The sequence below is a fragment of the Alkalimarinus coralli genome, assembly GCF_023650515.1.
GTDB classification, from domain to species: domain Bacteria; phylum Pseudomonadota; class Gammaproteobacteria; order Pseudomonadales; family Oleiphilaceae; genus Alkalimarinus; species Alkalimarinus coralli.
The window spans coordinates 779,539-805,975 of the sequence record NZ_CP096016.1 but is presented as its reverse complement, the minus strand read 5'-3'; the positions used below and the strand labels follow the sequence as shown (position 1 = coordinate 805,975).

General features: G+C 45.2%; 22 protein-coding genes and 1 pseudogene. 10 read left to right on the top strand and 13 right to left on the bottom strand.

The genetic code is table 11. The features are described 5' to 3' along the window. Positions 1 to 23 precede the first annotated feature (23 nt). The 11 genes from lpxD to rpsB form a co-directional block, all read right to left on the bottom strand. On the bottom strand, positions 24 to 1,055 hold the full coding sequence (gene lpxD / locus MY523_RS03605) for a UDP-3-O-(3-hydroxymyristoyl)glucosamine N-acyltransferase (RefSeq protein WP_250657441.1): 1,032 nt from the start codon (positions 1,053 to 1,055) through the stop codon (positions 24 to 26). Positions 1,056 to 1,388: 333 nt separating this feature from the next. Beyond that, positions 1,389 to 1,892 carry an OmpH/Skp family outer membrane protein gene (locus MY523_RS03600; RefSeq protein WP_250657440.1) on the bottom strand — a complete coding sequence of 168 codons (504 nt, stop codon included), beginning with the start codon at positions 1,890 to 1,892 and terminating at the stop codon, positions 1,389 to 1,391. A 110-nt stretch (positions 1,893 to 2,002) separates the two neighbouring features. Further along, on the bottom strand, positions 2,003 to 4,339 hold the full coding sequence (bamA, locus tag MY523_RS03595) for an outer membrane protein assembly factor BamA (protein ID WP_250657439.1): 2,337 nt from the start codon (positions 4,337 to 4,339) through the stop codon (positions 2,003 to 2,005). Between the two features lie 136 nt (positions 4,340 to 4,475). Continuing rightward, the gene (rseP, locus tag MY523_RS03590) at positions 4,476 to 5,831 is read right to left on the bottom strand and encodes an RIP metalloprotease RseP (protein WP_250657438.1); all 1,356 of its coding nucleotides are present in this window, start codon (positions 5,829 to 5,831) and stop codon (positions 4,476 to 4,478) included. A 4-nt stretch (positions 5,832 to 5,835) separates the two neighbouring features. Further along, positions 5,836 to 7,014: a 1-deoxy-D-xylulose-5-phosphate reductoisomerase gene (ispC, locus tag MY523_RS03585; RefSeq protein WP_250657437.1), complete on the bottom strand. Its 1,179-nt coding sequence runs from the start codon at positions 7,012 to 7,014 to the stop codon at positions 5,836 to 5,838. Between the two features lie 37 nt (positions 7,015 to 7,051). After that, the gene (locus tag MY523_RS03580; protein ID WP_250657436.1) at positions 7,052 to 7,882 is read right to left on the bottom strand and encodes a phosphatidate cytidylyltransferase; all 831 of its coding nucleotides are present in this window, start codon (positions 7,880 to 7,882) and stop codon (positions 7,052 to 7,054) included. A gap of 262 nt (positions 7,883 to 8,144) precedes the next feature. Continuing rightward, the gene (gene uppS / locus MY523_RS03575) at positions 8,145 to 8,903 is read right to left on the bottom strand and encodes a polyprenyl diphosphate synthase (RefSeq protein ID WP_250657435.1); all 759 of its coding nucleotides are present in this window, start codon (positions 8,901 to 8,903) and stop codon (positions 8,145 to 8,147) included. A 215-nt stretch (positions 8,904 to 9,118) separates the two neighbouring features. Continuing rightward, entirely contained in the window at positions 9,119 to 9,676 is a 558-nt protein-coding gene (frr, locus tag MY523_RS03570; protein WP_338021720.1) for a ribosome recycling factor, read from the bottom strand. A gap of 163 nt (positions 9,677 to 9,839) precedes the next feature. Continuing rightward, entirely contained in the window at positions 9,840 to 10,580 is a 741-nt protein-coding gene (gene pyrH, locus MY523_RS03565) for a UMP kinase (protein WP_250657434.1), read from the bottom strand. Positions 10,581 to 10,844: 264 nt separating this feature from the next. Continuing rightward, positions 10,845 to 11,717 (bottom strand): translation elongation factor Ts, encoded by an 873-nt coding sequence (gene tsf / locus MY523_RS03560; protein WP_250657433.1) that lies wholly within the window; start codon positions 11,715 to 11,717, stop codon positions 10,845 to 10,847. A gap of 178 nt (positions 11,718 to 11,895) precedes the next feature. Further along, positions 11,896 to 12,642, bottom strand: coding sequence for a 30S ribosomal protein S2 (gene rpsB / locus MY523_RS03555; RefSeq protein WP_250657432.1), 747 nt, complete (start codon positions 12,640 to 12,642; stop codon positions 11,896 to 11,898). A 460-nt stretch (positions 12,643 to 13,102) separates the two neighbouring features. Between rpsB and map the strand changes: the two genes are divergently transcribed. From map to MY523_RS03510, 9 genes are all read left to right on the top strand, one after another. Further along, entirely contained in the window at positions 13,103 to 13,882 is a 780-nt protein-coding gene (gene map, locus MY523_RS03550) for a type I methionyl aminopeptidase (RefSeq protein ID WP_250657431.1), read from the top strand. 113 nt (positions 13,883 to 13,995) lie between these two features. Then, positions 13,996 to 16,698, top strand: a complete 2,703-nt coding sequence (locus tag MY523_RS03545; RefSeq protein WP_250657430.1) for a [protein-PII] uridylyltransferase — start codon at positions 13,996 to 13,998, stop codon at positions 16,696 to 16,698. A 60-nt stretch (positions 16,699 to 16,758) separates the two neighbouring features. Further along, positions 16,759 to 18,000 carry a succinyldiaminopimelate transaminase gene (gene dapC / locus MY523_RS03540; protein WP_250657429.1) on the top strand — a complete coding sequence of 414 codons (1,242 nt, stop codon included), beginning with the start codon at positions 16,759 to 16,761 and terminating at the stop codon, positions 17,998 to 18,000. A gap of 30 nt (positions 18,001 to 18,030) precedes the next feature. Beyond that, complete coding sequence (locus MY523_RS03535) at positions 18,031 to 18,366, top strand: ArsC family reductase (protein ID WP_370301514.1); 336 nt, start codon at positions 18,031 to 18,033, stop codon at positions 18,364 to 18,366. Positions 18,367 to 18,438: 72 nt separating this feature from the next. After that, the gene (gene dapD / locus MY523_RS03530) at positions 18,439 to 19,467 is read left to right on the top strand and encodes a 2,3,4,5-tetrahydropyridine-2,6-dicarboxylate N-succinyltransferase (protein WP_250657427.1); all 1,029 of its coding nucleotides are present in this window, start codon (positions 18,439 to 18,441) and stop codon (positions 19,465 to 19,467) included. Between the two features lie 180 nt (positions 19,468 to 19,647). After that, positions 19,648 to 20,793: a succinyl-diaminopimelate desuccinylase gene (gene dapE / locus MY523_RS03525; RefSeq protein WP_250657426.1), complete on the top strand. Its 1,146-nt coding sequence runs from the start codon at positions 19,648 to 19,650 to the stop codon at positions 20,791 to 20,793. 41 nt (positions 20,794 to 20,834) lie between these two features. Next, a complete protein-coding gene (locus MY523_RS03520; protein ID WP_250657425.1) occupies positions 20,835 to 21,752 on the top strand; it encodes a putative RNA methyltransferase in 918 nt (305 codons plus the stop codon). Further along, positions 21,740 to 22,012 carry a hypothetical protein gene (locus MY523_RS03515; protein WP_250657424.1) on the top strand — a complete coding sequence of 91 codons (273 nt, stop codon included), beginning with the start codon at positions 21,740 to 21,742 and terminating at the stop codon, positions 22,010 to 22,012. The genes MY523_RS03520 and MY523_RS03515 overlap by 13 nt, the downstream gene beginning before the upstream one ends. 14 nt (positions 22,013 to 22,026) lie before the next feature. Then, complete coding sequence (locus tag MY523_RS03510) at positions 22,027 to 22,434, top strand: hypothetical protein (protein WP_250657423.1); 408 nt, start codon at positions 22,027 to 22,029, stop codon at positions 22,432 to 22,434. A 66-nt stretch (positions 22,435 to 22,500) separates the two neighbouring features. On the opposite strand, the pseudogene MY523_RS03505 reads toward MY523_RS03510, so the two are convergent. Then, positions 22,501 to 22,695 (bottom strand): annotated as a pseudogene (locus MY523_RS03505) (cold-shock protein); the annotation flags it as partial. A gap of 751 nt (positions 22,696 to 23,446) precedes the next feature. Between MY523_RS03505 and MY523_RS03500 the strand changes: the two are divergent. Continuing rightward, complete coding sequence (locus MY523_RS03500; RefSeq protein ID WP_250657422.1) at positions 23,447 to 23,653, top strand: SlyX family protein; 207 nt, start codon at positions 23,447 to 23,449, stop codon at positions 23,651 to 23,653. 68 nt (positions 23,654 to 23,721) lie between these two features. Here MY523_RS03500 and tssH read toward each other — a convergent pair whose 3' ends face one another. Further along, positions 23,722 to 26,403, bottom strand: coding sequence for a type VI secretion system ATPase TssH (gene tssH, locus MY523_RS03495; protein WP_250657421.1), 2,682 nt, complete (start codon positions 26,401 to 26,403; stop codon positions 23,722 to 23,724). Positions 26,404 to 26,437: the final 34 nt, after the last annotated feature.

Below are 26,437 nucleotides of genomic sequence, written 5' to 3'. Positions count from 1 at the left end.
AATCGGCTATTGATACAGCAGTGCTAGTCAGAATCCTTTTCCAATTTTTTTACGCGGTTCGCTAACTCATCCAACTGCCGGAAGCGGACAACATTCTTTCTCCACTTTGCATTGGGTTCAACAGCCGTTCCAGATGAGTACACCCCTGCTTTTTTTATACTCTTTGTGACCATCGTCATGCCGGTTAAGTGCACATTATCCGCAATATCCAGGTGGCCAGCCACGCCACACCCGCCACCTAAAATACAATTTTTGCCGATACGCGTACTACCGGCAATACCCACGCATGCAGCAATAGCAGTACCCTGCCCTACCACAACGTTATGTGCAATTTGAATCTGGTTATCCAGCTTTACGCCGTTTTCTATGACGGTATTATCAAGCGCCCCTCGGTCAATAGTTGTATTGGCACCCACTTCAACGTCATCACCGACAACAACCCCGCCGATTTGTGCAATTTTATTCCAGCCGTCAGGCCCGGGCGCAATACCAAAGCCATCTGCCCCAATAACCGCCCCACTGTGTATGATGCAGCGCCTGCCAAGTGAAACACCATGGTATACAGTCGCGTTAGCATAAAGCCGCGTGCCTTCAGCGATTGTAGAGTTCTCGCCGACAAAACAACCTGCTCCAATTACAACATTGGCCGCGATAGTGGCACCTTTCTCAACAACAGCATTCGCTGCAATCACTGCTGTAGCGTCTATATCAGCACTATCATGAACCACCGCACTAGCGTGGACGCCTTTTGGTTCCGACAACGAGTGAGAAAAATAGTGACTTAACTTTGCATATGCAAGATAGGGGTTTCTTACAACTAGAGCATTGGTGGGGTTGTTGCTGACGGAGCCCTCAGAGAGTATGACCGCCGTTGCATTTGTTCCATTTAGGAATTTTTCATAGGCGGGGTTAGCCAGGAAGGATATATCTCCATCTTTGGCCGCTTGCAATGTAGCAATCCCGGTAATTATACACTGCTCATCACCTACGATGGTACCGTCAACAATTTCAGCCAATTGAGCGAGCGTATAATGTTGTTTAGGCGCTGTGGGCACTACTTTTTCCTCTTAACATAGACTCTGGTTTTACGAATATTGCTGTCACAATTCACAATACTTGTATTGAGAGTTTTGCACGACTACTGCGCTTACAAATACAGCGTTAAAAAATGACTCAAAATGGTGCGCTCTCCTGGGTCGACCGGGACTTATAAACCATAAACTGCGCTTTTTTCGTCATGTTTTGCCTTGTCTTTGATTCGCTCATAACGTCGTGCAAAGCTCTCATATTGTAACAGCGCCCTAAACGAGCCGCGCCCCCTGAGAATAAATATCAGGGGGCGCTACTAATCTCTACTCACTAACGGCAACAAATAACCCCGTCAGGACTTACTTAAGGGCGTTGAGCTTTTCTATAACCTTAGCAGTTATATCAAGTGATTGCCCACTATAAACAACAGCCTCTCTTGGCATGATCAAATCAAACTTTTCAGACTCAACCAGATCTTTCAGAACCTCGTCTACTTTAGGTTTAGACTCCTGAAGAAATGCCTGCTTTTTAGCCGAAACCGCACTATCCAGTTTTCCTTTTAAGTATTTAAATTCTTTCGCCTTTTCTTCGAGTTCCATGGCTAGCTTTGTACGTTCAGTATCACTCATTATTGCAGCATCTTTCTTGATACGCTCTTGTAGTTTGTGACCAGACTCCTGAACAGCCCTAACCTCCATCTCCTGAGTCTTAAACTCTCCCGCTATTTTCTTACTGAATGCTTTCGCAGCATCAGAGGAGAACAGTGCCGCCCGGATATCTACAACACCAATTTTAGTTTCTGCTACGGCCGAAAATGAAGCCACAACACAACTGACCAATAACAAGTTTCTTAGCAATTTCATAAAATGTATCTCCTGATATTATTCTGTATTAAGTAACCATCAGCTTTAAAATTCGTCATTATTTTAAGCGCTGTACGCCACACATCTCACAACAGTTTGCTTAAAATCTGTTAGAAATTCTGCCCTAAGGTAAACTGGAATACCTGGGTTTCATCGCCCTCTTGCTTGTTTAGCGCTTTCGCCAACGCAAACCCAATTGGCCCAATGGCCGTAACCCACTGAAAACTTAGCCCTGTCGACATTCTCAGCTCAGACAACTCGGGATCATAGTCTCTACTTGTATCAAAAACGTTACCGGCATCAAAAAACAGCGCCGTTCTCATAGAGCTTTGATCATCAACAAAAGGAATCGGAAAAATTAATTCAGCAGATCCCTCAATTAACACATTGCCCCCAAACGCTCTAGGCGAGGATGAATCCGTCGGATTTTGAGTTCCCTTCAAGCCCAGTGTATTTGACTCGTAACCTCTCACAGACCCCATACCGCCCGCAAAGTAGTTTTCGTAAAAGGGTAACTCACTGGTGTCAGAATAGCCGTCACCATAACCCAAATCTGATCTCAAACGAATAACCCAGTTATGGAAGCGATCAATAGGCTGATAGAAGTTAGTTCTGTAATTAACTTTGTAAAACTGCAGATCACTACTTTCCGGGGTTGTAACATCAAATGATAAGCTTTGAGAAAGCCCTTTGGTAGCAAACATTCCTCTATTGAGGGTATTGCGAGTCCAACTGGCATTCAACGTAAAATTATCGAAGTCATCGCCATGCTCATCAATAAAGTCTGTAACCTCTGTCGCAACTTCATCCCCTTCGTCTAATTTATCGTTACTTACTGTCAAACCAAAATTAAGCCTGGAGAAGTTATTGATAGGATAACCAAACGTTACAGAACCTCCGATGGTATCGAGGACGTAAGCCGATGTATTTAAGTCGTCAAAGTCAGTTTCCTTGGCAAATACACTGAAACCACGACTGACACCATCAACGGTGTAATAAGGGTTTAGGTAAGAGAACCGGGCGCTTTTAACCGAGTTACTGGTATTGATTCCCATCGACACCCTGCGCCCGGTGCCAAAAAAGTTATTCTCAGCTACATTCAACCCTAAAATGAATCCACTATCCTGGGAAAAACCAAGGCTGGCAGACAAGCTTCCAGAGGCTTGCTCTTCAACACTATAGTTAACATCCACCTGGTCTGGGTGACCGGGAACTGCCGGTGTTTCTACATTAACGGTTTTAAAGTACCCTAGCCGCTCCAGGCGACTCTTAGAGGTTTCGATAAGGTTGGTTGACGCAGAGCCACCTTCCATTTGACGCATTTCCTGACGCAGAACCTCATCAGCGGTGTTTACATTCCCTCTAAAATTGATTCGTCTAACATAGGTTCTGCGACCTGGGTCGACAAAGAACGTCACAGTCGCGGTGTTGTCATCGTGAGGTTCAGGAATTGCGTTGACGTTAGCGAAGGTATAACCCTCTGTTCCCAGCCGTCTGGATATGACGTCAGAGGTGGTTGTCAGCAACCGCCTGGAGAAAGTGTCGCCTTCTTTGACCAATACAAGCCGGCGAATCTCTTCTTCATCAACGATCAACTCACCTTTTAACTGTATGTCGCTAATCGTATACAAAGGCCCTTCTGTGATATTTAGCGTTATAAAGACATCTTCTTTGCTAGGCGATATTGCGACCTGCGTCGATTCAATATTGAACTTGATATAGCCTCTGTCGAGGTAGAAAGAGCGAATTCTCTCTAAGTCTCCGCTCAATTTTTCTTTAGCGTATTTGTCATCACTGGTAAACACTGAAAACAGGCCAGGAGTTTTCAGCTCCATCAGATCAAGAAGCTGCTCATCGGAAAACGCCTTATTTCCTACTACATTAATGTGTTGAATAGAGGCAACATCCCCTTCATTAATATTAAGCTTAATTGCAACCCGGTTTCTTGGTTGCTCTTCAATCTCCGCTTCTACCGAAGCATTGTAGCGGCCCTGAGCCACATAAGAGCGAAGTATCTCCAACTCAAGCCTTTCCATTGTTACACGTTGGAATACTTGACCTTCATTCATGCCAGCAGACTTGAGCCCATCCATTAAATCTTCTGTTGAAATATCCTTGTTTCCATCGATTTCGATCTTGCTGATGGAAGGTCGCTCAACCACGGTAATAATTAAGTCATCATCCTCACGACCGAGCTGAATGTCTGTAAACAGGCCGCTTTTAAATAAATTCTTTGACGCTTCAACCAGCCTAACTGAATCGACTTCATCCCCAACATTAACGGGAAAAGCACTGAACACCGTGCCAGCAGACACTCGCTGCAACCCCTCTACACGAATATCTTTTACTGAGAACTCTTCTGCCTGAACCCCCAGAGCCGTCAGACCGAATATTAAATATGTGAAAAATGACAAGGCACTGAAAAGAAACTTACTGCGTTTTATCATGAAGTAATAGCTACCAACAAGACCTTCAAACGAGGCTATGCGTAAAATTTAAAGTTTCGTACAATATGATTCGTACAGTTTGGTTTGATGCGTGATTTAACTAAGTTCGCGGTGATGCTAAAACCTTTTTATGCCCTTAAAGCCTCAGCAGATCGTTATAGAACGCAACGAACATTAACATGACCACTAACGTAATACCTATTTTTAACCCAGCCAACTGGGCTTTTTCGGAAAGGGGCTTCCCCCTGACAAACTCGACAAAATAATACAGTAAATGCCCACCATCTAATACCGGAATTGGCAATAGATTTAACACCCCCAGACTAACGCTTAACAATGCCAGAAAACTGAGAAAGGTTTCAAGTCCAGATTGGATGGTTGAGTTAGCAATTCTTGCAATTGTAATAGGGCCACTTAAATTCTTTACAGAAATAAGTCCCTCGATCATTTTTTTAATTGAAACCAGCGTCATTGCAGTGTCATCCCAGGTCTTAGCCAAGGCTGCGCCTACCGCCTCCACTGGGCCATAATGAACTTCTCGAATCATGTGAGGGGGCCACTCAGGCTGCTGCACGCCTGCGCCAATAAAGCCTACAACATGCCCTTCCGCCACGCTCTTTTCATTTGGCGTAAGATCAACTTTTATTACATTCCCTTCACGCAAAAGCTCCACTAACAGAGGCTTATTCGCAGAGTTTCTTACAACGTCAACAAAATCCATCCAATCATCGACGGAATTGCCATTTACGGTAAGCACTCTATCTCCGGGTTTCATGCCTGCAACAGACGCGCTTCCGCCCTCCGAAACCAAGCCAATCAAAGGAGGAATTTGTGGCCTATAGGGGTGAATGCCTATAGCACCGATAGGGTTTGGCATTTCCTGATCTGAAAGCCATTGGTCAACATTGATAACGGCTCTTTTGGGAGAGTCATCCCCCATATCTTTCAGCGTGAGCTCAATTTGCCCTGTGTCGCCCAACCGGTTCAGTAAGCTTAAATTAACACGCTGCCAACTGTTGGTTGCTTCGCCATCGACGGCTACAATCTCTTGCTCTGCGACAACGCCTGCTTCAGCGGCAACTGACTGCTCATCAACACTCCCAATAACTGGCGCAACAACAGTAAAACCAAGAATAAACATTAACCAGTAAGCAAATATTGCGAAGATAAAGTTTGCAATGGGGCCAGCCGCAACGATAGCGACTCGTTTAGATAATTTCTGACGATTAAATGCTAGGTGAAGTTGATCAGCAGGAACCTCTCCCTCCCGCTCATCAAGCATTTTAACGTAGCCGCCCAAAGGAATTGCTGCCACGGCAAATTCTGTTCCCTTACGATCATGCCAACTGAATATAGGGTTGCCAAAACCTACAGAGAAACGGAGAACTTTAACACCACAGCGGCGAGCCACCCAAAAATGGCCATACTCATGAATTGTGACTAAAATGCCAAGCGTCACAATTAAAGAGAGGATAGACTGCAAAACTTCCATCTAGTTATAGCCCTTGGTCAATCAATTCTTCTGCCTTGGCACGAGCCGCCAAGTCATCTTCGAATATCATATCAAAACTTGGCTGCTGGCGAGGAACAATTAGCGCCATCACGCTTTCAATTAGTGTTGCAATCTGGTCAAACCGAATGCGGTTGTTAAGAAATGCATCTACCGCAACTTCGTTTGCTGCGTTAAGAATAGCGCACGCCGTCCCCCCCTTACGATAAGCTTCAGCCGCCAACCTCAAACAAGGAAAACGCTGCTCATCCGGCTTTTCGAAATTAAGCTGTGCAACCTTAAACAGGTCTAGTGAAGAGACACCTGACTCTATGCGTTCCGGCCACCCAAGACCATACGCAATCGGCGTTCGCATGTCAGGGCAACCCATTTGGGCGAGCACTGAACCATCATCATATTCAACCATGGAGTGAATAATGCTTTCCGGATGAACATGAACTTCCACATTTTCAGGATTGGTATCAAAAAGCCAACACGCTTCAATGAGTTCCAACCCCTTATTCATCATGGTGGCAGAGTCAACGGAAATCTTCCGCCCCATCGACCAATTAGGATGTTTACAGGCTTGATCGGGTGTCACATTAGCCAGCTCGGCTAAAGGCATATCCCGAAACGGGCCACCCGAAGCAGTTAACAGAATTCTCCGAATATGCTTAAGCGGCATGCCGCTCCGGTAACCTGTAGGCAAGCATTGATAAATGGCATTATGCTCACTATCAATCGGCAATATTTCTGCTCCTGCTTCTTTCGCCGCCGCCATAAACAAGCTACCGGCCATCACCAAGGCCTCTTTGTTTGCCAGTAATATCCTTTTTCCCGCGTTAACTGCTGCCAATGTTGGCCTTAAGCCCGCAGCACCGACGATAGCCGCCATAACAACATCAACACCAGAGTGCTCAGACACCGTTTCCAGCCCTTTCTTGCCGGATAAAATCTCAGTATCGAGTTGTGTTTTTTCGACAAGCTTGCGCAACTGATTCGCAGACTCATCGCAACTCATTACTGCGTACCGGGGGCTAAATTCGCAACACTGTCGAAACATTTCTTCAACATTAGTATTTGCAGTTAACGCGAATACTGAAAATTTGTCCCGATGACTTGAAATAACATCCAGCGTACTTAAGCCAATAGAACCTGTCGCACCAAGAACGGTAATCTGCTTCATGATTTACAATACTGAATATGTTCAAAGCCCACTGAAACTAAAACCAGCCAGCAAGGATTAAAAGGAAGGTTAATACGGGAACAGCAGCAGTGAGGCTATCAATTCGATCTAGCACACCACCATGCCCAGGCAACAGCTGGCTGCTATCTTTTATCCCCCGATGCCGCTTTAGCATGCTTTCCAATAAGTCACCAACTACAGAAAAAATACCGGTAATTAATGTAATGACCATTAAAATAAACATATCGAAAAGTGACATACCCAGCATATAAGATGCAATTAATGCAAACAATGCCGTGGTGGCAAGGCCTCCATATACGCCCGCCCACGACTTGCCAGGAGAAACATTAGGTGCCAGTTTTTTGTTACCCCACGCTTTACCGGAGAAATACGCACCAACATCTGCCCCCCATACGATAAACATGATATACAGGATCAAATAGCGCACATCGACCAACTGCCCTTCATAGGACAAAACGCCCGCTTTTCTAATGGCAACAAGCCCACTCCACGCTGGAATAAGCACAAAAAAGCCTATTAGCAGTCGCCTCAAACGAGAGGCCCACAGCGAATTCTTATTTGGGTACTGAGAGATAAGGTAAAGCGAGACAAACCAGCCAACAACACTACCCCCAAGTACATAGGTAGAGTTAACAAACGTCGAAAGATATAGAAGAAGTGCAATGAGGCCCGCATAACCAAGTCGCTCTACCTGCCGACTATAGCCCGCCAGGTTAGCCCACTCCCAGCCACCAATGGCAATAATGATTCCAATAAACCAAGAGAATTCGACAGGGGGTAAAAAGAAGATCCCACCAACAGCAATAGGCGCGAGAATTAATCCGGTAATAATCCGTTGTTTAAGCACAGTTCATATCACTTTATTATCAATAGCGACGCTATTGGGGTAAATTTTAAAGTTCTTGAGACCTTTGCACGACGTTACGAGCGAAGCAAAGACAAGGCAAAAAATGAAGAAAAAGCGCAGTTTATGAGTAATAAGTCCCGGTCGACCCAGGAGAGCGCACAATTTTGAGTCATTTTTTAACGCTGTATTTGTAAGCGCAGTAGTCGTGCAAAGGTCTCTTCTTATATTTTGCATAAGCAGAGACATACTAGCCCCAAACCAATTAAGCTTTTTTGATCTGGTCATCCGTTTGACCAAATCTGCGCTGTCGTGTTGAATAAGCCGCAAGAGCCTTGCGCATTTCCTCATGCTGAAAATCCGGCCAGTAGACCTCTGAGAAATAAAGCTCAGTGTAGGCAAACTGCCATAACATAAAGTTACTAATACGTTGTTCGCCAGCGGTTCTTATACATAAGTCAGGCATGGGAAGGTCACCTAAAGACAGATGGCTCTGAATCAGGTCATCATTGACATCTGCCGCGCTCAATTCGCCGCCCTCAACCATTCCCGCAATTTTCTGTGTGGCTTGCGTAATATCCCAGTGACCACCGTAATTGGCTGCAATCACCAGTGTTAACCGCGTATTGTTAGCCGTTAACGTTTCAGCTTTTTCCATATGCTCCTGGAGAATAGGACTAAATTTACTCCTGTCACCAATTATTCGCAGACGGATATTGTTTTTATGTAGTTTCTTAACTTCTCTCTGAAGCGCCAGTAAAAACAGCTTCATCAATGCAGAGACTTCGTCGGCTGGCCGGCGCCAATTCTCGCTGCTAAATGCAAATAGCGTTAACGCTTCAATGCCTTCTTCCACACAGGTTTCAACAACAGCCCGCACCGCATCAACGCCTGCTTTATGCCCAGAGACACCTAATAACTTTTTCTTTTTCGCCCAGCGGTTATTGCCATCCATGATAATAGCCACATGACGGGGCTTATCTGCAGCTGAAGTGGGTATATCGGCGGTTACGCTTTCTGTCATATATCTCTCTTAAAAATCAGCTGCAATCTTCAATGTATAGTCTTTTGCATACATTTTTAATTACAGCCTATTACTTAGAATCCTTCCTGAATAACCGGTATCACTAACCAAACTCCGGTTACCCCATTCGACCTATCATATCAGTGCTGTTTAGCGCGCCAGTATTTTCCATTTGGAATAGTGGGTACCGGCGCAATAAGTAACAGCGCTTGAACCTACACTTCCATTAAGTCAGACTCTTTTGCCTGAAGCATTTTCTCAACTTCAGCTACATACTTATCAGTAAGTTTCTGAATGTCATCAGAAAAACGTCGATCTTCATCTTCCGTGATCTCTTTTTCTTTCAAAAGCTCTTTTGAGTCAGATAGTGCATCGCGACGAGCATTACGGATAGAGACTCTTCCGCTCTCGGCATCACCACGAGCCAGCTTAACCATATTTTTACGCGTTTCTTCTGTCAATGCAGGCATCGGCAAACGGATAATATCGCCAGTAGTCGCAGGGTTTAGCCCCAAATCAGCTTTCATAATCGCTTTTTCGATTACAGGTATTAAAGGCTTTTCCCAAGCAGTAACAGCAAGCGTTCGCCCGTCTTCTACCGAAATATTGGCAACTTGTTTTAGCGGAGTATCGCTTCCGTAGTATGGCACCATAACACCGTCAAGGATGCTCGGGTGCGCTCGCCCTGTTCTTATTTTGTTGAAAGCAGTATGTAGAGCTTCCAAGCTTTTCTTCATACGCTCTTCGGTTTCACTCTTTATTTCGTTAAGCACGTTTATCCCCTCGTTTCTTCTACTGCCTTCTGAGACGGCCTCATACTTTAAGCGCGAAGCTCCGCCTTTTCTGTACAGCTACACTCTTTTCTGTACAGCTATACTTAGCCCGCTCAGATTGCCTATTTCAAATAAAATAATAGTAAAGCTTACCTAACTGAGCTTACTCGCTCTCTTGCTCAATGACAGTGCCTTCGTTTTCACCAACAAGAATATTGGCAACCGCACTCGGCTTATTCATATTAAAAACCCGCACGGGCATATTATGATCTCGGCAGAGGCAAATCGCAGTTAAGTCCATCACGCCTAACTTTCTATCCAGTACTTCATCGTAGGTTAAGCGGTCATACTTAACAGCACTGGAGTCTTTCATTGGGTCGGCATTATACACACCATCAACCTTGGTTGCTTTCAATACAACATCAGCCTCTATCTCGATACCTCTAAGACATGCAGCTGAGTCAGTTGTAAAGAAAGGGTTTCCGGTTCCGGCACTGAAAATCACTACATCACCATCTTTCAGGTGCCGAATTGCCCTACGACGGTCATAGTGCTCAACAACACCACTCATAGGAATCGCAGACATCACCCTTGTGGATATGTTGGAGCGCTCCAATGCATCGCGCATTGCCAAAGCATTCATCACCGTTGCCAGCATACCCATGTGATCACCGGTCACACGATCCATACCCGCTTCTTGCAACGCAGCACCTCGGAAAAGGTTCCCGCCACCGACAACTAAACCAACCTGAACACCAATCCCAATCAGCTGCCCGATTTCGAGCGCCATTCTGTCAAGAACCTGTGGGTCGATACCAAAATCCCCATCCCCCATGAGTGCTTCTCCACTCAGTTTGAGTAGCACGCGCTTATATCTTGGCTTGGCTTTAGTTGGTGTAGGCATATGTTAACTCTCTTTTAAAATCGGCAATGGGCTTTTAAAAAATCAACAATCAGACGTCAGAGATTCGCATTCAACCTCTGAACAGCATCAGCAAAAATCAGCCGATACCTGTCGGGACTATATATTAGCCCCTAGTGAAGCAGTAAGAGAAATTGCAAACTGCATTCTTTCCCCTTATAAAAATCAACCGCACTCAGCTGTCGCCGATATGCGGTTGTACAAGCATGCCAACGCAAGATTTACATTGGCATGCTAAAGAAAAAATTAAGACTTTTTAGCCGCTGCAGCTTGCTGAGCTACCTCAGTAGCAAAGTCAACTTCTTCTTTCTCGATACCTTCACCCACTTCGTAGCGAACCATGAACTCAACCTCAGCACCTGCTTTCTTAGCAAGCGCGCCAATTTTAACTTCAGGGTCTTTAACGAAAGGCTGGTCAACCAAGCTGATTTCAGCAAGGAACTTATTAATTCGCCCACCAATCATCTTTTCGATAATTTCGGCTGGCTTTCCACTCTGTTCTGCTTGAGCAGTGAAAATAGACTTCTCTTTTTCAACCACTTCAGCTGGAACATCAGACTGCTTAATAAACTGAGGGTTAACAGCAGCAGTGTGCATTGCGATATCTTTTGCCAGCTCACTATCACCCGCAGACAAACCAATCAAAACACCGATACGGTTAGTTCCGTGTACGTATTGACCAACCACGGCATTCTCAGTTGTCACAACACGGCGAACACCAATGTTTTCACCGATTTTCTGAACCAATGCTTCACGAGCTACTTCCAGCTCGCCTTCCATTAATTTTGCAACATCTGTTTCGCGTGTTTCAAATGCCTTATCCACAACAGCATTAACAAACGCCAAGAAGCCTTCGTCTCGCGCCGCGAAGTCAGTTTCACTGTTAACTTCTACCAGTACACCAAATGAAGCATCATCTGCAACTTTTGCTTTTACAACACCATCAGCAGCAGTACGACCTGCTTTTTTAGCAGCCTTCATACCACTGTTTTTACGCATCTCTTCAATTGCAGCATCAATATCGCCACCGGACTCTTTGAGTGCTTTTTTACACTCCATCATGCCCAGACCTGTGCGATCACGAAGCTCTTTCACCAAAGAGGCAGAAATAGCAGCCATGTTAATTCCTCTTGATTTTAATGCCTACAGGCATTCAAATTAAATTAGTTTATAAAAAAAGGGGCATCGCCCCTTTTAACTGCCTAACAGCCACACATCATACAATTCGAATAAACTACATAATACGTGCATGATGCAACGCTGCCAGGCAATGCAAACAAGGGCAGCACCCAACAGATTATTCTGCTGCTGGTTGCTCGCTTTCCTCTTCGCTTACCTCAACGAACTCGTCTGCACTTGCGCCACCAGCAGTCCCTTCAAGGCATGCATCCGCAACGGCTTTTGCATAAACCTGGATAGCGCGAATCGCATCATCATTACCTGGGATGATATAGTCAACGCCATCTGGATCACTGTTAGTATCAACAATACCGATGACTGGAATACCCAGCTTGTTTGCTTCTTTTATAGCGATGCGCTCATGGTCAACGTCGATTACGAACAACGCATCCGGCAGACCACCCATATCTTTAATACCACCAATACTACGCTCAAGCTTATCCATCTCACGAGTCAGCATTAAAGCTTCTTTCTTGGTGATTTTCTCAAATGTGCCATCTTGGCTTTGAGTTGCAAGATCTCTATAACGACGAATTGACTGACGAATAGTCTTGTAGTTTGTCAGCATACCACCTAACCAGCGGTGGTTTACGTAAGGCATGCCAGCACGAATAGCTTCATCTTTAACTATTTTGCTTGCAGCACGCTTGGTGCCAACAATAAGAACCTTGTTTTTGTTCTCAGCCAGACTCTTAATAACATTAAGAGACTGGTTAAAAGCAGGAACAGTGTGCTCAAGGTTAATTATATGAATTTTGTTACGTGCACCAAATATGTACTTACCCATTTTAGGGTTCCAGTAACGGGTTTGGTGTCCGAAGTGTACACCTGCTTTAAGCAGGTCGCGCATAGAAACTGCAGCCATTATAAAAATTCCTTAACTATTAATTGGGTTAGACCTCCACATGCCCCATCATTCAACTCTCTTAAGGATCAAACACCCCATCAATGGTAGCGCTTCAATCACCACGAGCACCCAGAACAACGTGTCGGCATATGTGCGAATTTTGCTCTAACAATATTATTTAAGGTAAACCTGAGAACCGTTTTACTTATTCTCAAATACATCTTTAAACAGTTATTGAATAGAGCGGCGCTTTATACCATATAAAGCGCCTAAACAGAAGCCAAATATTAAATATCCAACTAATAAATGAGATCATTTCTCATATCACACACAACAGGGTAAAATACCCTGCGTGATGATAGGGAACGCCATTTTAATTAGTCGACAACCTTCAATTTAGCACTGATAATCTTGAAAACCCAATGGGGGTCAACTACCTAGTTTGGCATACCAATGACTTTGATATTTAGAGACAAAAATGAAAGTAACAATTAAGACGCCTGAAGAAATCGAAAAAATGCGTGTGGTCGGCCGACTGGCGGCAGAAGTACTGGAAATGATCGAGCCTCATGTCAAAGCAGGCGTCTCGACAGGAGAGCTGAACGACATCTGCCATAAATATATCACTGAAAAGCAAAATGCGATTCCGGCTCCGCTTAATTATAAAGGGTTTCCTAAATCAATCTGCACCTCCGTCAATCAAGTTATTTGCCATGGCATCCCAAGCGATAAAAAAATATTGAAGAACGGTGATATTATCAATATCGACATTACTGTCATCAAAGATCAGTATCATGGCGACACCAGTAAAATGTTTTTTGTTGGCAAGCCAACAAGCGCAGCAGAGCGCCTGGTAAAAATCACACAGGAATGTATGTACAAGGGGATAGAACTGGTGCGCCCCGGAGCCCGACTGGGTGATATCGGGCACGTCATTCAACAACATGCTGAATCAAACTATTACTCTGTAGTAAGAGAGTACTGCGGCCACGGAATTGGCAAAGTTTTCCATGAAGAGCCCCAGGTTATGCATTACGGGACGAAAGGGACAGGACTAACGCTTAAAGAGGGGATGATTTTCACCATTGAGCCGATGATTAACCAAGGGAAGCGCCATTGCAAGCTACTTCCAGACGAGTGGACGGTAGTCACCAAAGACAGAAAACTATCAGCGCAATGGGAACACACCGTTTTAGTCACCTCAGACGGTTTTGAAATTCTAACTCTGAGAGAAGAAGAGCGCGAACTTTTCGCCTGAAGCCATTCGCCGAAAACAATTGGCCCCCTTGGGCTTCACGACCAAAGCTATCGCCACAGGAACTGCAGTAACCCAGATTGCAGTAACCGAGATTAATGGAGCAACACCAAAACATGATCGCTAACAGCCCAATTATTGAGGCTTTCAGAGAGAGTGATGAGCTGTCACTTGAACGTTTAAAATTAACGATCAAGTCAGCTACCGCTCCTGCAATTGCAGCTCGCAATGCACTAAAAAAAGCATCAGAACAGCTTGATAGCTTTTTTATGAGCGACCACGATATTAAGCAGATAGTTGAGGCCCGAGCATGGTTTGTCGATCAGATATTGAGATTTCTTTGGGAGCAGTTTGACTGGAAAGGGAAAGACAATATTAGTCTAATAGCAGTAGGCGGATATGGTCGTGGAGAGCTACACCCTCATTCTGATATTGATATATTGATTCTGGCCCAAGCTGAAATCGGCCCCCAATACGCCGAAGCAATAACAGACTTCGTTACGCTCTTGTGGGACTTGAAACTGGATATCGGGCACAGCGTAAGAACCATTGATGAATGCATCGAGTCAGCATCTCAAGACATTACGATAGCCACCAACCTTCTGGAAAGCCGGACAATCGCCGGCAACGATATCTTACGAGAACTGCTTAGCACCAGAGCTTATTCAGATGAAGTATGTTCAGACCGAGCGTATTTTATAGCCAAAAAAGAAGAACAACGGCTACGGCACGAAAAATATAGCGATACTGAGTACAACCTGGAGCCCAATTTAAAATCTTCTCCTGGCACCTTGCGCGACATTCAAACAATCGGCTGGATAACTAAGCGCCACTTCGGCTTAAGCTGCACATCCGAGCTAACGAGATATGAGTTTCTTACCAATGAAGAGTATCAGATGCTGGTCGATGGGGAACGTTTCTTATGGAAAATGCGCTACGGGCTTCAAATCATAGCCAACAGAAATGAGAACCGACTGTTATTTGATCATCAACGCAAGCTAACCAGCATGCTAGGGTTCGAAGACTCCGAGAAGAAACTTGGTGTCGAAATAATGATGCAGCAATACTACCGGGTCGTACTCGGGCTGGCGGAGTTAACAGACGTTATACTGCAACACTTTGACGAAGCTATTCTTCGTAGCAACGAACAAGAAGTTGTACACCCATTAAACAAACGCTTTCAGCTAAAGAATCAATATATCGAAGCGGTCAACAATCAAATATTTGCATATGCGCCCTACGCTATTATGGAAATATTTTTACTCATTGCACAAAACCCCCACATCAAAGGAATCAGGGCAACCACAATTCGAGCATTGCGAGCTCATAGGCACCTTATCGACAAGTCATTTAGACGCGATATTGCCGTCACCTCTTTATTCATGGAACTGATGCGAACACCGCATGATTTTCATCGAACGCTGTCATTCATGAAACGCTACAACGTGCTGGGCCGATACCTTCCAGAGTTTGGCAAAATTATTGGCCAAATGCAGCACGATTTATTTCACGCGTACACCGTTGATGCTCACACCATACGCGTGATCAAGAACATGGTAAATCTCAGAGAGACCTCTGCCAGAGCCAAGTACCCGCTGGCCTCAAGACTAATACACCGCCTACCTAAACTTGAGTTACTTTATATCGCCGGGCTATACCACGATATCGCAAAAGGCCGGGGCGGCAACCACTCTGACCTGGGTTCAATTGACGCTCAAAAATTCTGTCAGCGCCATCACCTAAGTACTCGTGATACTCAGCTGGTCTGCTGGCTAGTCGAGAATCACCTTTTAATGTCAATGACAGCTCAAAAGAAAGACATCCAAGACCCGGATATTATTCATAGCTTCGCAGTCGAAGTGCCGAGTCAGGTTCACCTCGACTACCTCTACGTTCTAACGGTCGCTGACATTGATGCCACCAACCCGATATTGTGGAATACATGGCGAGCATCACTTTTAAGACAGCTCTACCTGGAAGCCCGCAGAGCACTTAGGCGAGGCATTGAAAACCCGCTCGACAAAGATAAGTGGATATCTGCCACACAGGCCGAAGTTCAGGATATTCTTCATGATCAAGGCATTAGCAGTCGTCAAATTGACGCGATATGGAACACCCTGGAAGATGACTACTTCTTACAGGACTCAACCATGGAGATCGCCTGGCAAACATCCTCAATCATTAACCATGGTGAAAGCGAAGAGCCACTAATACTGATAAAAGATATAGAGGATCATCAAGGCGAAGGCTATACCCAGATCATGATCTATCTCCGAAATGGTACGGGGCTATTTGCAGCAACTACAGCCGTTCTTGAGCAGCTAAACCTAAACATCGTAAGCGCAAGAATCAATTCAGGAAAAGGCCCCTGCAGCCTAAGTACTTTTGTGGTACTCGATGAACTAAATCAGTCACTAGCCCGTGACCCCGAACGCAAGGCAAAAGTTCATCATCGCCTACTGGATGAACTGGACGATGCTGACGACTACCCGGAAATTATTCAGCGCCGAACGCCGCGACAGCTGAAGCATTTTTCGTTCCCTACTGAAGTAACATTCAGCAATGATATGATTAACCAGCGCACGGTAATGGAAGTCATTACCCCAGACCGGCCCGGCCTGCTCGCCAGAATTGGCTGCATACTGGTTGAGAATAACGTTGCATTGGTTAACGCCAAAATCGCAACCCTGGGCGAACGCGTAGAAGATGTTTTCTTTATTACCGATGACGGCGGCCAACCGATTAGTGACCCTATGCTATGCGAAAAATTACAAAAGGATATTTGTGAACAGTTGGATGAACACGTCCAGGCAAGCTAGCACAACGATCATTTCACTTTTTAAAATCAGAGTATAATACGACAGGACGAGCACGTTAGGATGAATTCAGATTTAAACAAGTTACAACCCTACCCATTTGAGAAGCTTAACCGACTTAAAAGTGAAGTGACTCCAAGCTCTGACTATTCACATATTGCGCTCTCAATTGGCGAGCCCAAACACGCATCCCCTGACTTTGTTTTAAAAGAGTTAACCCGACAACTGGACAAATTATCGGTATACCCTTCGACCAAAGGCATCCCGGAACTGCGTCAAAGCATCGCAAACTGGTTGACCAAACGATTTAATCTGCAGCCGGACGCCCTCGATGCCGAGCAGCACATATTGCCCGTTAACGGCACAAGAGAGGCAATTTTTTCGTTAACGCAAGCCGTCATTGATCGTAGCCAAAACAGGACGAGCAACCCTATTGACCATCAAAAAGATACACCTCTGGTGGTTTGTCCTAATCCGTTTTATCAGATTTATGAAGGCGCTGCATTTTTGGCCGGTGCTGAGCCTCATTTCTTACCTTGCCAGGAGGAAAACCGGTTCATACCCGATTTTGACGCAGTCACCCCAGACGTATGGCAACGCTGCCAACTGCTATTTCTATGTAGCCCCGGCAACCCCACTGGGGCCGTCATTCCTGCAGAAGTACTTCAAAAACTCATTCGTTTAGCAGATGAACACAACTTTATCATTGCGTCAGACGAGTGTTATTCGGAAGTCTACTGCGAGGAGTCTCGCCCTCCGGTAGGTCTATTACAAGCTTGTGCAGAAATGAACCGCAATGGTTACGAGCGCTGTGTAGTATTTCATAGCTTATCGAAACGCTCCAATCTCCCTGGCTTGCGTTCGGGGTTCGTTGCGGGAGATGCAGCCATCATTGAACAGTTTTTAAAGTACCGAACCTACCACGGTTGCGCGATGCCTATTCAACACCAGCATGCCAGCATCGCAGCCTGGGATGACGAAACTCATGTAAAAGAGAATAGGACATTTTATCGCGAGAAATTCGCAGCCGTTCTACCAATTTTGAGAGAAGCTCTGGCCGTAGAGCAAACGGACGCAAGTTTCTACCTTTGGCTCAAAACACCTATAGCCGATGACCTGTTTGCCCAGCAGTTATTTCAACAGAAGCATGTGACCGTTTTACCAGGCAGCTACTTATCACGAACGGTAGATGGCATAAACCCAGGTGAAAATCGGGTTAGGCTTGCTTTAGTTGCGCCTTTAAACGAATGCATAGATGCCGCAGAAAGAATTCGCGACTTTGTCAACAGCATAATCGCCAACTAATCGTATATAAGGATAACAACTGTGACGACCATGTACGGAATCAAAAATTGCGATACCATTAAAAAAGCACGTAAGTGGCTTGACGAAAAGGGTATCGGCTACACTTTTCATGATTACAAAAAAGACGGAACTAACGAAGCGCTCTTTCAGGACTGGTTGTCCTCTCTGGGGTGGGAAGCCGTCATTAATCGCCGAGGCACGACTTGGCGCAAGCTATCAGAAGAACAGAAAAGCAGTATGGATAACAGTTCTGCATTAGCCGTTATGATGGAGAACCCTTCTATTATTAAGCGCCCCCTGCTTGAGCACGAAGGCAAACGGATTTTGGGATTTAAAGCAGAAGAGTATGAGAGCGCATTTAAGTAACTTTTTGCCATCATAATGAACTGAAGATTTACAAAGCATAACGATTAATTAGATATCAAACAGGAAATTAACATGAGTTTAGCGTTTGCAATTGGTGTTGGTACCAAAAATCAGAAAAATGAATGGTTGGAAGTATTCTACGCCAAGCCCGTTTATCAACCATCAGAAACGCTTCTTGCGGCAGCTAAAGAGGCGTTGGGTTACGAAGGTGGAAATCAGGCTATTGAAGCAAGCAGCGATAAATTAAATACGTTAGCAGCCGTACTTGGTAGCCAGGGTGAGACAGAACAAGCGGCGATCGCTCAATCTGCAAAGGACAGCAAGAGCCCTGTTGTCATCACTATTCTGGAAGAAGACAGCCAGTCCTCGACAACGCCAGAAGTCTATCTCAAGCTTCACCTGCTCTCGCACAGACTCGTTAAGCCTCATGGCGTTAACCTGAATGGCATGTTTGGTTTGCTACCTAATGTGGCATGGACAAACAAAGGCGCTGTTGACCTGAGTGAGCTGACTCAAAAGCAACTTGAGGCACGCATCAACGGTGAACTTCTTGCCGTTAAGTCCGTCGATAAGTTCCCTCCTATGGCTGACTACGTTGTCCCTGCTGGTGTACGTATTGCCGCAACTTCACGGGTACGTCTTGGAGCCTACATAGGCGAAGGAACAACGATCATGCACGAAGGTTTCGTAAACTTTAACGCCGGGACAGAAGGTACTTCAATGGTAGAAGGACGGATTTCCGCTGGCGTTATGATAGGAGAAGGCTCAGACTTGGGCGGCGGCTGCTCAACAATGGGAACACTATCTGGTGGAGGCAACATGGTCATATCAGTGGGCGAGAATTGCCTGCTTGGTGCCAATGCGGGTATCGGCATCCCATTGGGTGATCGTTGCACCGTTGAAGCCGGGTTATACATCACTGCTGGCACAAAGGTAATGATGCTTGATGACCAGAACAACTCCGTCGAAACAATAAAAGCCCGAGACTTGGCCGGTAAGTCAGACTTACTATTCCGCAGAAACTCTGTTAATGGCCAGGTAGAGTGCAAGACTAACAAGACCGCCATCGAGCTTAACGAAGAGCTACATGCGAATAACTAGTATTCGTTAACAGGCGCGCAGGCAGGGCTCCATAGCGTTTGGAAGTTCGGCAAGAATGGATTCCCGCCTGCGCGGGAATGACTAGTGCTTTCAGGAAGGATGCTAGCAGCACTACTCAGAAACAACTGCTATTCCCTTCAAAAGAGAATAGCTCTCCACTTTTATAAAAGAAGCCAACACATGCCCCAAAACACGCCCACAATAGAACTAGCAAAAGAACTCATCAGCAAACATTCGGTTACCCCTGAGGATGCTGGGTGTCAGGCCCTCATTTGTGAGCGACTGGAGCAGCTTGGCTTTGTGATCGAAACACTTCAATTTGAAGAAGTAGTCAACTTCTGGGCAAGGCGAGGCTCTGAAGGCCCCGTTCTGGCATTTGCCGGGCACACTGACGTAGTCCCGACTGGTCCCGTTGAAAACTGGGATTACCCACCATTCGAACCGACTATTGTCGGAGACATGCTATATGGTCGCGGCGCAGCAGATATGAAAGGGAGTATCGCCGCCTTTGTGACCGCATGTGAGCGTTTTATTTACGAAAACCCAAATCATACTGGCTCGATAGCATTTCTCATTACCAGTGATGAAGAAGGGCCAGCAAAGAATGGAACCGTTAAAGTAATCGAAACACTTGAAAGCCGGGGCGAGAAAATTGATTGGTGCCTTATTGGCGAACCGTCCAGCACCAATAAACTGGGCGATGTTGTCAAAAATGGTCGTCGTGGCTCTCTACACGGTGACTTGACAGTAAAAGGGACACAAGGCCATGTTGCGTACCCACACCTTGCAGAAAACCCTGTACATACTGCCATCCCTGCATTACTCGATCTTTCAACCGAAGTCTGGGATAACGGCAATGAGTTTTTCCCTGCTACCTCTTTTCAGATTACCAACCTGAAGGCGGGAACCGGTGCAACCAACGTTATTCCGGGAGAAAAGGAAATTATTTTTAATTTTCGTTTTTCAACAGAGCTTACGGTAGAGATGATCAAGCAACGCGTTCATGACATTCTGGACAAGCATAACTTCAATTATGATCTTGAATGGAACCTTAGCGGCCTCCCTTTTCTAACACCAGAAGGCCCACTGGTCGACGCAGCCGTAGCATCAATTCGTGAAATCACAGGCATCGACACAGAACTATCAACATCTGGCGGAACCTCTGACGGCCGGTTTATTGCACCCACTGGTGCTCAGGTATTAGAGCTAGGCCCTCTTAATGCAACAATCCACAAAGTAAACGAGTGTGTCAGCGTCAGTGATTTAAACGAGCTATCCACAATCTACGAAGGCATTCTGGTCAGGCTATTGGGACATCGCGAGTGATATCAGATAACCCCAGCAAGACAAATAGCATAGCGCGCGATATGAATAATGCCGAAGCTGAAAGCGGCTCACTCATATGCCCCGTTTGTCAGCAGCCTCTCAAACGAAAGGAAAAGCAATTCTGCTGCAACAATAATCACCAGTATGACGTAGCAAAACAAGGCTACGTCAACTTACTGCTACCACAACACAAAAAGAGTAAACAGCCAGGTGATAGTTTGGAAATGGTTGAGGCACGCTACCGGTTTCTCGACGCGGGGTATTACAAACCAATATCTGACAAGTTAAACGAGTTTATTCTAAACGACTACCTTAGCAAAAGTAGAGAGGCAGCAAGCTACCACATTGCCGATGCAGGTAGCGGCGAAGGGTATTATACGGAGAAGCTACAACAACACTTAAACACTGCATTTGACTCGAATCCCCCCTCTCAGCAACAGGGCGCACTAAAAAGAGCCGGCATCATTGGTTTTGATATCTCTCAACGAGCCGTCAAAGCATCCTGCAGACGAACTAAGTCGATACAATGGGTCACTGCAACATCTAGCCATATCCCCATTAAGAGCGACTCTCAGAGTGCTGTGCTCTGTTTGTTTTCTCGAATTGTCCCTGAAGAGTTCAGGCGTATCCTTAAGCAGGATGGTTTATTGTATGTTGCATCAACCGGGCCCGAGCACCTGATAGAACTACGGGAAAAGCTGTATCAAGACGTAAAACAACAAGCATATAACCCCACGAGCACACTCGAAAACGAGTTTGTAACCCTAGAGCCGTCTCTCTGCTCAAATATAAAATACAAAATCGAGCTTACTACTTCCCAGGCAATCAGCGACTTACTTTTAATGACCCCCCATTATTGGCGAGCAACTGAGTCTGCAAAGTCAATAATAAAGAACCTGGATTCAATCGAAGTGACGATCGATGTTTTCCTCACAGGCTACAGACCATGTCAGGAATAAAGCAAACGTTTTTGAGAAAGCCCAAACACGAATTAACGCCTCAGCAGCGTAACTTCAAGCTGTTTGCGATAGGCGCACTTCTTTTGCTTGGGGGACTCAGTGTGGTTGTTGCTGCCCATTTTTACATCCCCCCTTCGCTTAAGCAGGAGCTAGTGACACTATTTTCGTTGGTCATTGCCTTTTTAGGCGCAATAATGGCTATTATTGGGTACGTAAAGCTTTTACTAAGCAGAATTAATCATTTTATTAACCGTTCATAGACTGAGTAATATTCATGGCCAAGCAGACTGAACAACACGATGAATATCAGCGTCAACCGGATATAGAAGTCTATATAAAAAATTGTACAGTCCAAGAAATAATCACATGGCTCAATGACATTTTTGATGACGTTGATGCTCAGGACGATCTGGAAAAAACATCAATCAACCTAACCTGTATGTTAGCAGAGCAAACTATTCCTCTTACTATTTATATCGGTGCAGCAGGAAAACTATTTACCAGCCTCTGGTTTCAGTCAGATCAAACGCCATGGGCAAGTGATATCGATTGTGCAAGCCAAATTGCTGTGACCCTGGACAAGGAAGTCAGATGTGCAACAAATAGCTGGGAAGAATCAGAAGACTCAGATAATCAGTGGTGGAAAGTCACAAAAGAAGGTAAAGAAGTGGTGAACTGGTAAACAAAAATGCCACCGAAAAAGAGTTTGCGGTGGCATTTAACGTTGTTATAGCATTAAGAATAAATGCTACCTAACGACCGATACGTTCTCAGCCTGAAGACCTTTGTCTCCCTGCGTTACATTAAAGCGAACCTGCTGGCCCTGACGTAATGAACGACGGCCATGACCACGAATTGACCGAAAGTGAACAAATACATCGTCTCCTGCGTCGCGGGTGATAAAACCAAATCCTTTGTTGACGTTAAACCATTTTACTGTGCCTTGCTCGTCACCTTCTGGGGAATCATCATCGTCATCTCCATAGTACGCACTTGACCCACCCGTTGATGTAAGAGTGCCCAAAGCCGCAACTAACCCGATTACCACAGCAGAGGTAATATACGCAGAGACCCCAGCTCCCGTTCCTAAAAAGCCCATTAATTTTGACACAGCCGTTGCCGCTTCAGCGCTAACACCTTCAAAACTAATGGCATCACCTGTTACAGCAAGAATAAGATAACCCAGTACAAACGGGGTTGGTATCGCGAAAATAAGTCCGGTTACAATCGCCTTTACAGTTTGGTTATTCATGTAATGTATCTCAATAACTATTAAAAATATTAAATCATCCTGACTCTCACCATAGTGCGCGTCACGTCTAAATTACGCAGCAAAGCTCGAACAAATCAGGTACCATTAAAATTGCCCTATCAATTACTCTTCACACACTTCATTCAAACAGCCTCACAATACCCAACATAAACCACACCAATATGAATAACTTCATAGTGATAAGTCCATAGCAATGAGAGCTGCAATACAGAGCGAACTGTGCGAAATTGCGGACGGTAGGCCTCAAAAGATTAGTGTTTGGAATTATGATTCCTTATAATTATGTCGGCCCACACTGCAATGATAGCAAAAAAATAAATGTGATGTATAAAATTCAAACAAAGTAATAATTTTCTATTTCGTATGATGTTTTGGGCAGTATCAATGCCACTTTTTACAAACGTTTTGCTAAGGGTTACATATGAACATCGAAGATCGACTGATCGAATTAGAAACAAAGATGGCCTTTCAGGAAGATCTCTTACAGGATTTGAATGATGTCATCGCCAGGCAGGAACAACAGCTGGATAAGCTGTGGCAAGCTAACCGAATGCTAAAAAGCCAACTGGATACAGTTCATAATGCCGTTGGAGAGGCAGGAAATGAAGCCCCGCCCCCTCACTACTAAGCTGCTGCCGTTCAAGTTTGTTAGCACCAATTAGCTATGTTATTGAAGCCGCTCCTGTGTAAACACGCTTAGAGTTGACCCAACAGATCTGCATTAGCCTCTGAGCTCTCATTGACGGGCAACCTGGATACGACGAACTCATTCTCCTGATAACTCACATATACATCTGCCAGTGATTCTTGCTGTTCCACTGACAGCAAGATGATTTTAGATAGTTTAGCTGCAATATGCTGGTTAATCAGTTTATCAATATGCCTTGCTCCGGCCTCAACCAATACACACCTGCTGGATAGCGCACTCAACACTGAATCAGCAACGTGTAAGCAAATCCCCTGTGCCGATAACCGCAGAGATAGTTTTTCCAGTTTACTGCCAACCAACAACCGTAGCGTCGACTTTTCAAGGGGGCGATAAGTGAGTACCTCCATTCGCGCCAGTAGTGCGGGCTTAAAGTAGTGGTTTAAGGTAGGTCGTATCTTTTCCAGAAGTACTGCGTCATCAATAGCATCTTCATCACTCTCATTTTCATCAAGGGAAGATGCACAAAGTGTTTCTATTTGATCTGATGCCAAATTGCTCGTCAGTACGATGACAGTATTCCGAAAATCTATCAACCGACCTTCTCCATCGTTCATTGTGCCTTTATCAAAGACCTGGTAGAAAATATTCAGCACATCCGGGTCAGCCTTTTCAACTTCATCTAACAATACAACCGAAAAAGGTTTTTGTCTCACCGCTTCAGTCAGAACACCTCCTTCTCCATATCCAACATACCCAGGAGGCGACCCAATTAAGCGTGATACGGTGTGCTTCTCCTGAAACTCTGACATATTTATTGTTGTTAAGTACTTCTCTCCACCAAACAGAGTATCAGCGATGGTCAATGCCGTTTCCGTTTTCCCAACGCCGCTCGGGCCTACCAACAGAAATACCGCCAATGGTTTTTCCGGGTCATTTAAGCCTGCTCTCGCTTGACACAAACGTTCACTAATTTGCTGTGTTGCATTCGACTGCCCTTTGACCCTCATCTCCAGCTGTGTTGATAAAGCGCCCAGTTTCTGAGCCTCTCCCATCAGCATTTTGCCGGCAGGAATGCCTGTCCAACTCGATAAAATCTCACCAATTTGCAGCGCGGTAACTTCGTAGTGAACCAAAGGTGATTCACCCTGCATCTCACTTATTTCATTTCTTAACCGCTGGAGCTTTTTGCTGCCATCATATTCATCATCAAGGTTGTCTCGGTGCGTTACGACCTCTCTGACCAGCGCTCGCTCTTGATGCCATGTAGCCTCCACTGCAGCCAATTGCAATGTAAGCTGGTCAATTCGTTGATATAGTTCATCAAGTTCATTCGGATTATCCGTTGCTGGGCGAGCCTCCTTAATGCTATAGCCATCATTGACTAAGTCACGAGTTAGCGCATCGATTTCTCGTTGCACCGTTTCTACTTGAAGCTCCAAAAATTCAACCGAGGTAGGCTTTCCTACCAGTCCTGCTTTAACTCTTGCGCATGCAGTATCAATCAAATCAATCGCTTTATCTGGCAGTTGCCTCCCCATAAGATAGCGTGAGGACATTGAAGCAGCCGCAACAAGGGCATCATCACGAATATAGACGCCATGCTGTTGTTCATAGCGATCTCTGAGTCCCCGTAGCAGGGTGACCGTTTGATCAATTGTAGGCTCCCCAACCTTTACCGACTGGAAACGTCTCACCAACGCTGGGTCTTTTTCAATATATCGTTTATATTCAACCAAAGTGGTTGCAGCAACTGTACGTAATTCCCCTCTCGCAAGCGCAGGTTTTAACAAGTTAGCAACATCCCCTCCTCCCTCATTTGAGCCTGCCCCTACCATTAGATGAGCTTCATCAATAAACAAAATTACAGGCTTATTCGATACCTGAATGGCATCAATCAGCAACGAAACCCTACGCTCAAATTCTCCTTTAACACTTGCACCCGCTTGTAATGCGGCTAAATCCAGTAACCTGAGATCTACATCGACAAGGTCTACAGGTACATTCCCTTCAGCTATTTTTTGTGCCAGACCTTCTACGATAGCCGTTTTTCCGACGCCAGCTTCTCCTAACAGGATAGGGTTATTTTTTCTACGCCGACATAGAATATCAATAGTTTGCCGTATTTCTTCGTCACGCCCGACAACCGGGTCAAGCTGCTGGTTCTGCGCAAGTTCTGTAAGGCTAGTCGTTACCTTTTGAAGTATTTCTTCATGCTCTGTGCTCTTTCCTGCCTCAATATTTGACCTGTTTGTTAGTCCGGCATTCGTGGCTGCTTCTGCACTATGGAGACCTTGAATCAGCACTACCAGATGATCATATGACACGCCATCGCTTAACACGTCGATATAGCGACGATGACCATACCGAAGCTGATTTTTTAGCAACACCATAATGATCGTTCCAGAGCTGAGCGAAGGCAGTGACAACTCAAGCGAAGCAATCAGCCAGGCTTCCTGAAGAGTGTTTATGAGCAGCTCAGAAAAAACGGGTTTAGCGCACATCATTGATCGAGTATCTTGCTCAAACTGCACGGCTGAACGAAAGCTGGCGATATCAATATCAAACTGCAGCAATACCTTGGAAAACTCTGTCTGACCGTCGATTAATGTAAGCAGTAAGTCCTCAAGTGTGATCTCAATACCTTTACGTTCAATGCAGGCCAATGCAGCCTGCTCAACAGCGAGTCTGGTTTCTGAATGTAGCTTATCGATTAGTTTTTCCAGTTCCATTGGGTTATTCCTTACATCCTGAGTTATTAGTCCA

Coding starts and splice junctions, on each gene's coding strand:
- tsf (WP_250657433.1), bottom strand. CDS start 11,717: ATGGCTGCTATTTCTGCCTCTTTGGTGAAAGAGCTTCGTGATCGCACA.
- map (WP_250657431.1), top strand. CDS start 13,103: ATGAAAGTAACAATTAAGACGCCTGAAGAAATCGAAAAAATGCGTGTG.
- MY523_RS03535 (WP_370301514.1), top strand. CDS start 18,031: ATGTACGGAATCAAAAATTGCGATACCATTAAAAAAGCACGTAAGTGG.
- uppS (WP_250657435.1), bottom strand. CDS start 8,903: ATGACAGAAAGCGTAACCGCCGATATACCCACTTCAGCTGCAGATAAG.
- rseP (WP_250657438.1), bottom strand. CDS start 5,831: ATGGAAGTTTTGCAGTCTATCCTCTCTTTAATTGTGACGCTTGGCATT.
- dapE (WP_250657426.1), top strand. CDS start 19,648: ATGCCCCAAAACACGCCCACAATAGAACTAGCAAAAGAACTCATCAGC.
- MY523_RS03545 (WP_250657430.1), top strand. CDS start 13,996: ATGATCGCTAACAGCCCAATTATTGAGGCTTTCAGAGAGAGTGATGAG.
- bamA (WP_250657439.1), bottom strand. CDS start 4,339: ATGATAAAACGCAGTAAGTTTCTTTTCAGTGCCTTGTCATTTTTCACA.
- rpsB (WP_250657432.1), bottom strand. CDS start 12,642: ATGGCTGCAGTTTCTATGCGCGACCTGCTTAAAGCAGGTGTACACTTC.
- pyrH (WP_250657434.1), bottom strand. CDS start 10,580: ATGCCTACACCAACTAAAGCCAAGCCAAGATATAAGCGCGTGCTACTC.
- dapC (WP_250657429.1), top strand. CDS start 16,759: ATGAATTCAGATTTAAACAAGTTACAACCCTACCCATTTGAGAAGCTT.
- MY523_RS03500 (WP_250657422.1), top strand. CDS start 23,447: ATGAACATCGAAGATCGACTGATCGAATTAGAAACAAAGATGGCCTTT.
- dapD (WP_250657427.1), top strand. CDS start 18,439: ATGAGTTTAGCGTTTGCAATTGGTGTTGGTACCAAAAATCAGAAAAAT.
- tssH (WP_250657421.1), bottom strand. CDS start 26,403: ATGGAACTGGAAAAACTAATCGATAAGCTACATTCAGAAACCAGACTC.
- ispC (WP_250657437.1), bottom strand. CDS start 7,014: ATGAAGCAGATTACCGTTCTTGGTGCGACAGGTTCTATTGGCTTAAGT.
- MY523_RS03520 (WP_250657425.1), top strand. CDS start 20,835: ATGAATAATGCCGAAGCTGAAAGCGGCTCACTCATATGCCCCGTTTGT.
- MY523_RS03600 (WP_250657440.1), bottom strand. CDS start 1,892: ATGAAATTGCTAAGAAACTTGTTATTGGTCAGTTGTGTTGTGGCTTCA.
- MY523_RS03510 (WP_250657423.1), top strand. CDS start 22,027: ATGGCCAAGCAGACTGAACAACACGATGAATATCAGCGTCAACCGGAT.
- MY523_RS03515 (WP_250657424.1), top strand. CDS start 21,740: ATGTCAGGAATAAAGCAAACGTTTTTGAGAAAGCCCAAACACGAATTA.